Origin of the sequence: Micromonospora sp. NPDC047134 (assembly GCF_040643455.1) — a bacterium.
Taxonomy (GTDB): domain Bacteria; phylum Actinomycetota; class Actinomycetes; order Mycobacteriales; family Micromonosporaceae; genus Micromonospora.
Map to the genome: position 1 here is coordinate 54,814 of NZ_JBEYUI010000012.1, position 12,870 is coordinate 67,683.

12 protein-coding genes are annotated in these 12,870 nt (G+C 70.1%); 8 read left to right on the top strand and 4 right to left on the bottom strand.

The annotated features are described in order from the left end of the window. The first annotated feature begins 156 nt into the window (after positions 1–156). The 5 genes from ABZ795_RS16355 to ABZ795_RS16375 all read left to right on the top strand — a co-directional run bounded on the left by ABZ795_RS16355 (position 157) and on the right by ABZ795_RS16375 (position 6,729). Positions 157–1,425, top strand: coding sequence for a sensor histidine kinase (locus tag ABZ795_RS16355; RefSeq protein WP_357530928.1), 1,269 nt, complete (start codon positions 157–159; stop codon positions 1,423–1,425). After that, the gene (locus ABZ795_RS16360) at positions 1,413–2,072 is read left to right on the top strand and encodes a response regulator transcription factor (protein WP_357530929.1); all 660 of its coding nucleotides are present in this window, start codon (positions 1,413–1,415) and stop codon (positions 2,070–2,072) included. Before ABZ795_RS16355 ends, ABZ795_RS16360 begins: the two co-directional genes overlap by 13 nt. A gap of 110 nt (positions 2,073–2,182) precedes the next feature. Next, positions 2,183–2,956 carry an ABC transporter ATP-binding protein gene (locus ABZ795_RS16365; protein WP_327025228.1) on the top strand — a complete coding sequence of 258 codons (774 nt, stop codon included), beginning with the start codon at positions 2,183–2,185 and terminating at the stop codon, positions 2,954–2,956. A gap of 3 nt (positions 2,957–2,959) precedes the next feature. Continuing rightward, entirely contained in the window at positions 2,960–5,485 is a 2,526-nt protein-coding gene (locus ABZ795_RS16370; protein ID WP_357530930.1) for an FtsX-like permease family protein, read from the top strand. A 65-nt stretch (positions 5,486–5,550) separates the two neighbouring features. Further along, positions 5,551–6,729, top strand: coding sequence for a serine hydrolase domain-containing protein (locus tag ABZ795_RS16375; protein ID WP_357530931.1), 1,179 nt, complete (start codon positions 5,551–5,553; stop codon positions 6,727–6,729). A 238-nt stretch (positions 6,730–6,967) separates the two neighbouring features. Here ABZ795_RS16375 and ABZ795_RS16380 read toward each other — a convergent pair whose 3' ends face one another. Further along, the gene (locus tag ABZ795_RS16380; protein WP_357530932.1) at positions 6,968–7,843 is read right to left on the bottom strand and encodes an alpha/beta hydrolase; all 876 of its coding nucleotides are present in this window, start codon (positions 7,841–7,843) and stop codon (positions 6,968–6,970) included. Between the two features lie 129 nt (positions 7,844–7,972). On the opposite strand from ABZ795_RS16380, the gene ABZ795_RS16385 reads away from it, so the two are divergent. Both ABZ795_RS16385 and ABZ795_RS16390 read left to right on the top strand, forming a co-directional pair. Next, positions 7,973–8,560 (top strand): YdeI/OmpD-associated family protein, encoded by a 588-nt coding sequence (locus ABZ795_RS16385; RefSeq protein WP_357530933.1) that lies wholly within the window; start codon positions 7,973–7,975, stop codon positions 8,558–8,560. Between the two features lie 102 nt (positions 8,561–8,662). Then, positions 8,663–8,968, top strand: coding sequence for a hypothetical protein (locus ABZ795_RS16390; RefSeq protein ID WP_357530934.1), 306 nt, complete (start codon positions 8,663–8,665; stop codon positions 8,966–8,968). Positions 8,969–9,280: 312 nt separating this feature from the next. Here ABZ795_RS16390 and ABZ795_RS16395 read toward each other — a convergent pair whose 3' ends face one another. Next, positions 9,281–9,637 carry a hypothetical protein gene (locus ABZ795_RS16395; RefSeq protein ID WP_357530935.1) on the bottom strand — a complete coding sequence of 119 codons (357 nt, stop codon included), beginning with the start codon at positions 9,635–9,637 and terminating at the stop codon, positions 9,281–9,283. Positions 9,638–10,397: 760 nt separating this feature from the next. On the opposite strand from ABZ795_RS16395, the gene ABZ795_RS16400 reads away from it, so the two are divergent. Then, positions 10,398–11,201: a metallophosphoesterase gene (locus tag ABZ795_RS16400; protein ID WP_357530936.1), complete on the top strand. Its 804-nt coding sequence runs from the start codon at positions 10,398–10,400 to the stop codon at positions 11,199–11,201. Between the two features lie 49 nt (positions 11,202–11,250). Here the strand turns inward: ABZ795_RS16400 and ABZ795_RS16405 are convergent, their stop codons facing one another. Continuing rightward, a complete protein-coding gene (locus ABZ795_RS16405) occupies positions 11,251–11,817 on the bottom strand; it encodes a flavin reductase family protein (protein WP_357530937.1) in 567 nt (188 codons plus the stop codon). Beyond that, the gene (locus tag ABZ795_RS16410) at positions 11,814–12,869 is read right to left on the bottom strand and encodes a MupA/Atu3671 family FMN-dependent luciferase-like monooxygenase (RefSeq protein ID WP_327025217.1); all 1,056 of its coding nucleotides are present in this window, start codon (positions 12,867–12,869) and stop codon (positions 11,814–11,816) included. Before ABZ795_RS16410 ends, ABZ795_RS16405 begins: the two co-directional genes overlap by 4 nt. Between the last annotated feature and the right edge of the window lies 1 nt (position 12,870).

Sequence of the window (12,870 nt, forward strand, 5' to 3'; positions counted from 1 at the left end):
GGTTGTGTGGTCGGCGACGAGGACAACGCTAGGGCTGCGGAGGGCCGCCGACGATCCAGTCAGCCGCCCGACCCGGGTACAGCAGGCTGTACCTTTCCCCCCGCCGTGGGCCGGCTCCGACCTCGGTCACCTATGGTCTGTGCCGGGGAGGTGCACATGGCGGAGGCAGACACCGGCGGGAGCCGCGAACGCGGGGTGCGGCGGTATCTGCGCGACCGGGTACGGATCTCCGTCGACGCCCTGGAACACCTGGTCGGCGGCCTCGGTACGGCGATCCTGGCGTTCGCGGCGCTGCTGCTGCTCTCCGTGGTGGCACTGGCCTGCCTGGTCGGGATCGGTCTGCCGGTGATCCCGTCGGCGTTGAAGGCGGTACGGTCGGCCGCCCGGCGGGAACGGGCCCGGCTGTCCCGATGGGGGTTCCGGCTGCCCGAGCCGCCACCGGTGCCCGCCGGCCTGCGGCAGGCCCTGCGCGATCCGTGGGTGCGGCGGGAGTGCGGGTTCGTGGCCCTCCACGGCACGGTCGGTCTCGCCCTGGGCGTGTTCGGGTTGTCCCTGCCGCTGTCCGCCGTGCAGAACCTGCTGTTCCCGTTCTACTTCTGGTTGCTGCCTCCGGAGGAGGGTGGCCCGGGTCTGGTCAACTGGCGCATCGACGGGCTGCCCGACGCCCTGGTGGTCGCCCTGATCGGGGTCGGCTGGCTCGCCGTGACGGTGGCGCTCGGGCCGCGCATGGCCCGCCTCCAGGCGCTGCCGGGGCGACGGCTACTGGCCCCGCCCCCCGACGTCGACGCCTCCCTGCGGATCGCCGAGCTGACCGCCACCCGGGCGGCGGCCCTGGACGCCCACGCCGTGGAGTTGCGCCGCATCGAACGCTCCCTGCACGACGGGGCGCAGAACCGGCTGGTCGCGGTCACCGTGCTGCTCGGTGCCGCCCGGCGGGCACTGGCCCGCGATCCGGCGCAGGCGGCGCAGGTGCTGGACCGGGCCCAGGACGCGGCCGAGTTGGCCCTGGCGGAACTGCGGACGGTGGTGCGGGGGATCCTGCCCCCGGTGCTGGACGACCGAGGGCTGGCCGGTGCCCTGCACGGGCTGGCCGCCGGCTGCGGGGTGCCCTGCACGGTGGAGGTCGAGGTACCGGGCCGGTGCGCCGCGTCCGTCGAGACCACGGCCTATTTCGTGGTGGCGGAGGCGCTGACCAACGTCGCCCGGCACAGCGGCGCCAGCACGGCCGCCGTCACCGTCCGACGCGAGGCCGACCGGCTGCACCTGTCGATCACGGACGACGGTCGGGGTGGCGCCGATGAGCGGCACGGCTCCGGCATCGGTGGCATCCGGCGCCGGGTCGAGGCCCATGACGGCCGGTTCACCCTGACCAGCCCACCCGGTGGGCCGACGACGATATTCGTGGAGTTGCCGTGCGGATCGTGATCGCCGAGGACGACGCCCTGCTGCGCGAAGGGCTGGCCCTGCTGCTGCGGGCCGAGGGCCTGGAGGTGGTGGCCACCACGGACTCCCCGACCACCTTCCTGTCCGCGGTGGACACCCATCGGCCGGAGGTGGCGATCGTCGACGTGCGGATGCCCCCCACCCACACCGACGAGGGGATCGTGGCCGCCGTCGAGGCCCGGCGTCGGCACCCCGGCCTGGCGGTGCTGGTCCTGTCGGCGTACGTCGAGCAGGCCTTCGCCACCGACCTGCTGGCCGCCGGCGCGGTACGGCTGGGTTACCTGCTCAAGGAACGGGTGGGTCGGGTCGAGGAGTTCCTCGGCGCGCTGTACCGGGTAGCCGAGGGCGGTACGGCGATCGACCCCGAGGTGGTCAGCCAACTCTTCGCCCGCAGCCGCCCGGACAGCACCCTCAGCCTGCTGAGCGCCCGGGAACGGGAGGTGCTCGCGCTGATGGCCGAGGGGCTGGGCAACACCGCGATCGCGGAACGGCTGTTCGTCACCGAAGGGGCCGTGCACAAGCACATCCGCAACATCTTCGCCAAGCTCGGCCTGGCCCCGGACGACTCGGCCGACCGTCGGGTGACCGCCGTCCTGCGGTACCTCAAGGACACCCAGGGCCGCGTTTAGTACAGCCTGCTGTACCCCGGTTGGCCCGTACGCTAGATCGTCCGGGACGCCGTAGCGCCATAGCTTTTCCGTGTACTCGATCTGCCGAGCTCACGGAGAGGCCGATATTCATGTCCGCCATTGCTGGACGACCCGCCGAGCCGGCGGTACGCGTCGGAGGACTCACCCGCACCTACGGCACCGGGCCCCAGGCGGTCACCGCCCTGGCCGGCATCGACGCGGAGTTCCACCGCGGCACCTTCACCGCGGTGATGGGTCCCTCGGGCTCCGGCAAGAGCACCCTGTTGCAGACCGCGGCCGGTCTGGACCGGCCCACCTCCGGCGAGGTGTGGATCGGCGACCAGGAGCTGTCCCGGCTGTCCGAGACGAAGCTGACCAAACTGCGTCGCAGCCGGATCGGTTTCGTCTTCCAGGCCTTCAACCTGATCGGGGCGTTGACCGTCGAGGAGAACATCCACCTGCCCCTGCGGCTGTCCGGTGCCAGTCCGGACCCCGCCTGGCTCGGGCAGGTCCTGGACCGGGTCGGGCTCGTCGACCGGTTGCACCACCGTCCGGCCGAGCTGTCCGGTGGGCAGCAGCAGCGGGTGGCGATCGCCCGGGCCCTGGCCATGCGCCCCGAGGTGATCTTCTGTGACGAGCCCACCGGCGCTCTGGACACCCAGACCGCCGCGGAGGTGCTGGCCCTGCTGCGGTCCGTGGTGGACCAGAGCCGGCAGACGGTGATCATGGTGACCCACGACCCGGTGGCCGCCTCGTACGCCGACCGGGTGATGGTCCTCGCGGACGGCCGGATCGTGCACGACATGCCGCAGCCGGGTCCGGAGCGGATCGCCGAGCAGTTGGCGCTGCTCGGACGCCGTCAGCTCGTCGCGCAGGGGAGCTGAGCCATGCTGAGCCTGGCTGTCCGGATGCTGCGGCACCGGATCGGAAGCGCGGTAGCCACCCTGGTCGCCCTGGCCTGCGGGGTCATGATCCTGATGTCGGTGGGGCTGCTGGTCGAGTCCGGACTGCGCTACACCCCCACCCCCCAGCGGTACGCCGCCGCCGACATCGTCGTAGCGAACCACGACATCACGATCACCGGCCGGGAGTTCGACGGAACGACCACCACGACCAGGGTGCCCCTGCCCGAGGGTGGGACGGTGCCGGTCACCCTGGCCGAGCAACTCCGGCAGGTACCCGGAATCACGATGGTCGCGGTCGACCACACGATGCGGGCGGTCGTACCGACCGTGGCGCCACAGCGGACGGCCGCCCACGGGTGGAGCAGTGCCGCCCTGACCCCCTACCGGATCGTCGACGGCCGCCCGCCGACCGCAGCGGACGAGGTGGCCGTCGACCTGCGGCTGGCCAGAACCGCCGAGACCGAGGTGCGCCCCGGCGACCGGATTCCGGTGATCGTGCAGGGCGGGATGCGCAGGTACACCGTCAGTGCGGTGGTGGAACGCGCCGTGGAGGGCGACTGGCCCGCCGCGGTGTTCTTCACCGACGCGCACGCTGCCGCGCTGAGCCCGTACCCGGGTCGGGCCGGGGCGATCGGGATCGTGATGACCTCCGACGCGGACACCTCCGTCGTGCTGGCCGAGGTGCGGCGACTGTCCACCGAGGCCGGAGCGCGGGTGTTCACCGGTGCCGAGCGCGGGCGACTGGCCCAGTCCGAGGCCCTGGCGGCCAGCGATCTGCTGGTGGAGGTGGGTGCGGTCTTCGGCGGGTACGTCGCCGGGCTGGTGATGTTCGTCGTGGCCGGCACGGTCGGGCTGGCGGTCCGCCACCGCCGCCGGGACCTGGCCCTGTTGCGGGCCATCGCGGCGACCCCCGGCCAGATCCGGGTGATGATCGTCGCCGAGGTGCTGCAACTGAGCCTCGTGGCGGTCGGGTTGGGCATCCCGGCCGGGCTGTTCGCCACCGGCTGGGTGCACCGGCAGTTGATCGCCCGGGGCTTCATTTCCGAGGGCTTCCCGCTCACCGGCGGCCTGCTCTCCGCCCTGGCGGTGACCGTGACGATCATGCTGGTGGCGGTGACGGCGGCCCTGATCGCCGCTGGGCGCACCGTACGCATCCGCCCCACCGAGGCCCTCGGTGAGGTCGCCGTGGAGCCGGCCCGCAACAGCCGGACCCGGCTGATCGTCGGGCTGGTGACCCTGGCCGCCGGGATCTCCCTCACCATGGTCACCACGGCCGCCCGGGGCCCGGCCGCCCTCGGCGCGGCGCTCGGCATGCTGTACGTCCTCGTCCTGGCCGCCGCTCTGCTGGCGCCCTGGATCAACCGGTACGCCGCACGGGCCCTGGGCCCGGTGCTGCGGACCGTCTGGCGGGACAGCGGATACCTGGCCGCGGCCAACCTGCGGGCCAACGCCCAGGGCATGGTGACCGTGCTGACCGCCCTGGTGCTGTCGGTGGGCTTCGGGGGCTCGATCTGGTTCCTCCAGGACAACCTGGAACGACAGACCCTGGCCCAGAGCCGCGCCGGAATGCTCGCCCAACACTCGCTGGTCTCGCCGGTGGGGCTGGCCCGGACCGCCGTCACCGACGCCCGCGCGATGCCCGGAGTCCTGGCCGCGACCCCGATCCGACGGACCACGGTACTCACTCGGGTGCTGGGTGAGACGGAGGAGGTCAGCGCACAGGGCATCGACCCCGCCGGTGTCGAACACACCCTGGACCTCAAGGTCACCGAGGGCCGGCTGGCCGACCTGCACGGCGCCACCGTGGCCCTGTCCACCCTGCAGGCCGCCTCCCAGGGGGCGAAGGTCGGCGACCAGGTGGCGATGTGGCTGGGCGACGGTACCCCGGTGCGCTTGCGGGTGGTGGCCCTCTACGAACGGGGGCTCGGCTTCGCCGACGTCACCGTGAATCGGGAGATCATCACCGGACACACCGCCACCGACCTGGACGACCAGGTGCTGATCCGCACCGAAGGTGATTCGGTCCCCCTGGCCGACCTGGTCGATCGTCATCCGGGCAGCGGGCTGATCGACACCGGCACCATCAACGGTCAGTTGGCGCAGGACCTGGCGATCAGCGCCTGGCTGAACAAGATGCTCATCGGGGTCATGGTCGGCTACGCCGCGCTGGCCGCCGCCAACACGATGGTGATGGCCGCCCTGGCCCGGGGTCGTGAGCTGGCCCTGCTGCGGCTGGTGGGGATGACCAGACGCCAGGTCAAGCGGATGGTGCACGCCGAACAGGTAGGCCTGCTCGGTACCGCACTGCTCATCGGCGGGGTCATCGCCGTGGTCACCCTGACCTCGGTGGTCCGGACCCTGACCGGGCAACCGGTGCCCTACGTCCCACTGGCCGGCGGGCTGGCCATCATCGGCGGCGCCACCCTGCTGGCGCTGACCACCACCGTCCTGCCCATCGGCGCGCTGCTGCGCACCCCGCCGGTCAACGGCATCGGGATCAAGGAATGACCCCGGAATCCGTCTCGTGGATCGCGGCACCCGGCCGCCGATCCGACAACTCACCAGGAGGTCCCGTGTCAACGTCAACGACAGAGAAGTCCATCGCCCGACGGGGCATCGCCCTGCTGGCCGCCTGCACGATGATCGGGTTAGCCGTGGTCGGCGTACGGTCGGCCGATCCGGCCGTGGCCAAGCCGCCGAAGGACACCATCCAGGTCAGCCTGAACGAGTTGGTGGGCGCCGGTGTCGCGCCGGGAGCATTCGCCTCGGTACGGGACCGCACCGGCCGGGTGACCCACTACACCGCCGGGGTGGCCGACCTGCGCACCCGGGGGAAGGTTCCCGCCGACGGGTACTTCCGGATGGCCAGCAACACCAAGATGTACGCCGCCGTCGCCGTCCTGCAACTCGTCGACGACGGCAAGGTCCGCCTGGACGAGCCGATCGAGACGTACCTGCCGGGTCTGGTTCGCGGCACGGGCTTCGACGGGCGGACGATCACCGTCCGGCAGGTGCTGGAGCACACCAGCGGCCTGCCGGGTTACGACCTGCCGCACGTCTTCCAGTGGCGCGACCGGTACTTCGAACCCCGCGACCTGCTCGACTCGGCCTTCGCCAAGGAGGCGACCAGCCCGGTGCCCGGCGCGACGATGCAGTACAGCAACACCAACTACATCCTGGCCGGGCTGCTCGTGCAGAAGGTCACCGGACGGCCGATCAGTGAGGTGATCACCACGCGGATCCTCGACCGGGCCGGCCTGCGGCAAACCTACTGGCCGGGGGTCGGCGACCAGAGCATCCGCAAGCCGCACGCGAACGGCTATCTCCCCCACCCGGAGACCGGGAAGTGGACCGAGATCACCCGACTGGACCCCTCCATCGGCGGCGCCGCCGGACAGATGATCTCCACCCCGAGTGACCTCAACCGGTTCCTGGTGGCGTTGCAGAACGGCAAACTGATCAAGCCGGCGACCCTGGCCCAGATGCGCGCCGGCAAGCCGTTCTACCCGGGCGGGGAGGACCTGCCCGAGCTGGTGTGGCACTACGGGCTGGGCACCATCGGCTTCGAGCTCAGTTGTGGCGGTCGGGCCTGGGGGCACGGCGGCGACATCGACGGATACTCCAGCCGTACCGCGATCACCACGGACGGCCGGGCGGTGACCCTGGTGGTGACCGCGGACTCCAGCCCGGTGCCCGACGGGGTGTTCCGGGTGCTCGACGCCTTCGACGCCGCGTTGTGCGCCGGCCGGTAGCCGTACCCTGATCGGCCGCCCCTGCGGGTTCGCGCAGGGGCGGCCCTCCCGTCAGGGGTGCAGAACCGCCTTGATCACGTCCTGCCGTCGGTCGAAGCGCTGGTAGCAGCCGGGTGTAGCGGCGATCGGATCACCCGCCCGCACCTCGGCGAGGGTGGCCGCGGCGTGCCAACCGGTGACAAGCAGGTGGCCAGGGTCGACGACGGTGCCGACGGCCGTGCGGCGGTGGCTGGTCGGCTCAGCTGTGATCGAGGACGAAGGCCCGCATGAGGGCTGCGCACTCGGCCGCGTGGGTCTCCAGCAGCAGATGTCCACCGTCGTAGATGTGGGCGTCCATGCGGTCGAGGACCCGGTGGTAGGCGAGGACCTCCTCGACGTCGAAGTACGCATCGTGCCGTCCCCACATCACCAGGGCCGGCGGCTGGTGGGCGCGGTGGTAGTCGGCTATCTCCTCGAAGCGGGCCACGTGGTGGGCGTAGTCGGTGAAGAGGGCGAACTGGGCGTCGAGGTTGCCGGGGCGACTCATCCGCTCCCAGTCGAGATGCCACGACTCCGGTGGCTGCAGGACGCGTAGGTGCTCGGGCAGCCCGGCGAGGTACTGGTCGCGGGTACCGGCGAAGTTCAGCCAGTCCGGTAGCGCCGCACGCCTGCCCTCGGTCGGATCGGCCCAGTACGCCCTGGCGCTGTCCCACTGCTCTCCCAGGCCCTCGGAGTGGGCGTTGCCGCTCTGCACGATCAGGCCGCGAACGCGTTCCGGGGCCCGGGTGGCCAGGTGGTATCCCACGGGTGCGCCGAAGTCGTGCAGGTAGACGAAGAAGCGCTCGACCCCGAGGCGGTCGAGCAGGCGTTCGACGGTCCGCGACAGATTGTCGAAGGTGTAGTCGTAGTCGTCGACCGGCGGCGCGCAGGACATGCCGAAGCCGGGCAGGTCCGGGGCGATCACCCGGGCGACCTCGGCCAGGGTGGGCATCACCTCGCGGAAGGAGTGCGAGGAGCTGGGGAATCCGTGCAGCAGCAGGAGGGCCGGCCGGCCGGGGCGCCCGGCCTCGCGGTAGAACACCTCCAGGCCGTCGAGATCCACCTGTCGGTGCCGGACCTTCTGGACGCTCTGCATCGTCGGCCTCCCGGCGGTTGGCATCGCTCACCAGCCCCATCGTGGCGGACCGGCACCCTGATTGACCGCCCGTTGCGACACCAGACCAACGACCGGGTCACTGTCAGGGCCCGGCGCTACCCTGCCGGCATGGCCGAACTGGAGGAACTGATCGTCGCCGACGCCGCGGCGCTGCGGGACTGGTTGTCGGAAAACCATGCCCGCTCCCCCGGGGTCTGGCTGGCCCTGGGGCGCAAGGGTGGCACGGTGACGACCCTGACCTGGCAGCAGGCGGTCGAGGAGGCCCTCTGCTTCGGCTGGATCGACGGGCAGGCCCGCAAGCGGGACCAGGAGACCTCCTTGGTCCGGTTCACCCCCCGCAAGCCCCGCAGCTCCTGGTCACAACGCAATGTCGCCCATGTGGCCCGCCTGGAGCAAGAAGGGCGGATGCAGCCATCCGGCCGGGCCGCGGTGGAGGCCGCCAAGGCGGACGGACGCTGGGCGGCCGCCTACGCCCCACCCTCGGAGGCCGAGGTGCCGGCCGACCTGCTGGCCGCCCTGGCCACCGACCCCGCCGCCCAGGCCATGTTCGAGGTCCTCACCAAGACCAACCGGTACGCCCTCATCCACCGCCTAGGCGCGGTGAAACGGGCCCAGACCCGGGAACGGAAGATCGCCGAGTTCGTCGCCATGCTGGCCCGCCACGAGACCATCTACCCCCAGAAGGCCAAGCCGTGATCGGCTGCTGCCCGCCCCCTGGTTCCTGGCCGCATGGCAGAAGATGCGCACCCGGCGGCCGTGCGTCATCGTTTGCCTGTCGACCAGCCGAAGGGGAGACGAATGGGACAGGCCACCGTCATCCGCTACACCACCAGACCGGAAGTCGCCGAGGAGAACGCCAAGCTGGTCGAGGAGGTCTTCGCCGAACTGGCGCAGACCCGACCGGACGGCCTGCACTACGCCACCTTCCGGCTGGGCGACGGCACCGAGTTCATGCACCTGCTGGTCGCCGAGGAAGGCTCGACCGCGCTGACCGACACGGCCGCCTTCCAACGCTTCCAGGAAGGCATCCGCGCCCGCTGCGCCGCCCCGCCCCAGTTCACCCAGGCGAGGGTGGTCGGCTCGTACGCCCTCGGCGGCATCTGACCCTTCTCCGGTTGCTGCGGTCAGCCGAGGGCACGCCACAGGGACCGACCCGCCAGCCGTGGGGTCGAGCCCATTGCGAATCCGGCAGATCGTCCGGCGTCGGCGTCATGAATAGGTCTTCCGACAGGGGTTGGGATCCTGCTCCCTCATCCTGAGGCTACCGCCGGTGCTCGACACAAGCAGGGAACGCCGTGTCCATCTTCATGCGAATGACGTCCCTGCGCCTCTCCCACGGAGGCCCTCCGGCGCGGACAGGCTTCACTCCTACATCGTTCAGCACAAGCATGGCTTGCCCAGTGATCCCCTCGCTCGTCATTTGACCGGCCCAACAATCATCGAGGGATGGATGCTGTCGCCCCGCTCGTAGGTGTTCTGATAGGTGGCCTCTTGGTGCTGGTTAGCGACCTGCTGCGCCGCCGAGTCGAATGGCAACGCGAACTTGTGAAGAGACTCGCCGCCAGCGGCACGGACCTCGTTGTGCTCCTGCACGGCAGCTTCGGCGAACTCATCGAAGCCCGCGATACGGCCAGGCAGGTGGAGAATCCGCACGCCGGCCGGGCGGATCGCCTCCAGGCGTACAGCCGCTTCTACGCCAACCCAGGCAGCCGAGCCCTTGGACCTCATGCCGAACGGGTTCTCACCGCGCACCGCGCTGTACGCGCTGCACATGACGCTGCAAATGACGTATGGGAGCGCGCTGCTGGTGAATACTTGGAGGCGACCGGCGCGTTCGAACTCGCCTTACACAAGGCCATTGTTCGGGGTCGACCACCTCGTGATCCTCAAACTTCAGAGGTGGCACCAGACTCGCCCTGAACCTCGCTTCCCGCGTTCGATCACCCAGTGCCTCAGCAACTGCACAACCAGCACCTCCTTCGGACAGACAGGTTGTCAAGATCGTGCTTCTCGGCCATTGCTAGGGCCTGCCGCAAGCGCCTCTATTCAGGGGAATCTTGTCGACCAGGGGCATGAGCTGGCTGGCCGCAGCGGGGCGATCTCAGCCCTCGAGAACGTCGGAGACGATCCATGGTGGCTACTCACCCTCCTCATGTTCAGACAGAACGACTCTCACGTCCCGGCCCAATATCATTAAGTGAGAGTTGTGATCCCCCCGTAGCTTCGCTGCCTCGTTTCGGTGGTGGGAATAGCGCACCGTCTCCGTTGTTGATCTCATAGCGCCACCGCGGATTCAGATCCGTATCGTCTGAATAGTCCTGCTGCCTCGGCCCATCGGATGCAAATCTGACGCCGACGCCTGGGGCCGCTCGCAACCCCCAAGCGCTGCGTCGCCTTGGCTGACAATCGCCGCGCGAATCGCCTCCTCTCCGGCAGCGGTCGGCACAGGTCGTCGAATGCTTCCTGATTGCGGCTGCGGCGGTCGCTCGGTCGTCGCATTCCCTGCGGTAGCGGCTACGGTAGAGTCGGTGCGGTGACGGACCCTACCGCGCCGCTCTACGTCGCTGCGGACATTCATGGCCACCGCAAGGAGTTCGGTCGCGCGCTCGTCGAGGCGGGCCTTGTCGGCCCGAACGGCCGTTGGTGCGGCGGACCTGCTCGATTGTGGCTGCTCGGTGATTACGTCGACCGTGGCCCCGACGGAATCGGTGTGATCGAGGACATCTGGGCCCTAGCTGCGGAAGCAGCCGCCGTTGGCGGCGAGGTACGGTGCCTGCTGGGCAACCACGAGGTGCAGCTGCTCGCCGCCCACCACTTCGGCACGACGCCAGTTGTCGGGCTCAACGAGCCGGGCGGTTTCCACAGTGGTTGGGCCAGATTCGGCGGTTGCGACGAGGATTTGCGCCGGTTGACCGACGAGCACCTGGCCTGGATGTCCGCCCTGCCGGCCGTGGCGGTCGTCGACGACATCCTGCTCGTGCACTCCGATTCCGTGCGGTACCTGGAGCATGGATCCGATGCGGAAGCCGTCAATACCAGTGTGCGGACCGCCCTACAGACGCGCGACGCCAAGGTGTGGCTGAAGCTGTCGTATCAGATGAGTGATCGTGGCGCGTTCCGCGGCGACGACTCGGCGAAGGTCGAGGCTGCGGTTTCCGCCATGCTCGACCGCTTGGGCGGCACGGAGATCGTGCACGGCCACAGCACCCTGACAAAGCACTTCGGGGTGGTGCCCGAGGAGGTCAAGGGGCCACTGCGGTACGCCGGCGGCCGAGTGTTGGCCATCGACGGCGGCGTCTACGAGGGCGGCCGCATCATTGTCACCCGGCTGCGGTGAGCGCCACCATCGTGGTCGGGCGGCGACATCTGCCGCCCAACCACGGCGGTTACCGCTGCGATGGCACGGCTGGGGTCGCCGCGCCGGTCACGGCGGCCGCTGGCGGCGGGCAGGCTACATAGCGGCTGTCGGCGAACATCAGCGCCGGCCCGTCCGACAGGATGTCGAAGGCTTGGACAGCGCCGAACACGACGGCATGGTCGCCGGCCACGCGGACATCCACCACCTCACAGTCGAAGTAGCTGACACCCTGCTCCAGGATCGGTGCCGAGGAGCACGGTGCCGGCCGCCAGTCGACGCCGGTGAAAGCGCTGGCCCCGGTCCCCCGGCGGGAGCTTGCGAACCAGTCGGCCACCGGCTGCTGGTGGGCGCCGAGCACCGTGACGGCGAAGATGCCCGACGAGTGAATCCGCTCGTAGGTGCGACAGGTCAAGCCGAGTGACACCAGCACCATCAGCGGATCCAGTGAGACCGTGACGAACGAGTTGACCGTCATGGCGTGCGGCTGGGCGTCGTTGAGAGTGCTGACGACGGCCACCCCGGTCGGGAACCGGCCGGCGGCACGCCGGAAGCGGAGGCTGGTCGAGTCGGGGGTCCTGGTTGCCTGCGAGGTCATGGGGTCTCCGCCGATGTCAGCGCGCGGAGCCGGTCGAGGTGCTCGAGACCTGCCATCACCTGATCGGCGGGTACTCCGAAATCGATGAGGCAGGCGACCTCGTCGACCCCGGCCTTGGCGAAACGCTCGACGGTGTGCTGTGCCTTCTCGACCGTGCCGAGCAGGCCACTCTCGTCGTAGTACCGGTCGAAGGCCCGCTGCACGAGCGCATCGATGTCGCGCTCCCGCAGCTTGGAGGGATCGATCCGGCGGGCGGTACCGGTCTGCGAGCCGAGTAGCAGGCCGAGTGAGCTCCGCAGGTATGCACTGAGGGGCTCACGAACCAGATTGCGGACGTGGTCGTCGGCGCCCAGGAAGGTGTGCACCATGAGCACGACGTGACCGGGCCACCCGTCCGCCCCTGGCCGCTCGGCGATCGCTTCGCGATACGCCTCGATCTTGGTGGCGACGTCGTCCAGGTCCTGCCCCAGCAGGTGGGTCAGCACCCCCGCGCCGATCTGCCCGGCGGCGCGGAAGGTTTCCACCCCACCGGCACTGGTGATCCAGATCGGGATGTCGTGCTGTACGGGGGCCGGGAACGCACGCACCTCAGTGGCCGCACCCACTCCGTCGGTGACCGGCATCGGCTCGCCACGCCACAGGCGTCGTACCTGCTGGGCGTACTCCAGGGTGAGTTCGCGGCGAGTCTGGTAATTCTCCGGCCGCAACGCGAAGTCGACCGCGTGCCAGCCGGAGGCGAAGGAGACTCCGGCCCGACCTCCGGAGAGATTGTCGACCATCGCCCACTCCTCCGCGATACGCAGCGGGTGGTGCAGGGGGGCCACGACACTGCCGGCCCGCACCGCGACCCGCCGGGTGACCGCGGCGACGGCAGCGGCCGTCACAGCCGGGTTCGGATAGATCGCACCGAACGGGTGGAAGTGTCGCTCGGGAGTCCAGACGGCCGTGAAGCCGTGCTCGTCGGCGAACCTGGCTCCGTCGAGCAGCATCCGGTAACGGTCGTGTCCGGCGTCGCGCTCGTCGCTGGCGAAGTAGAAGAGGCTGAAGTCCACC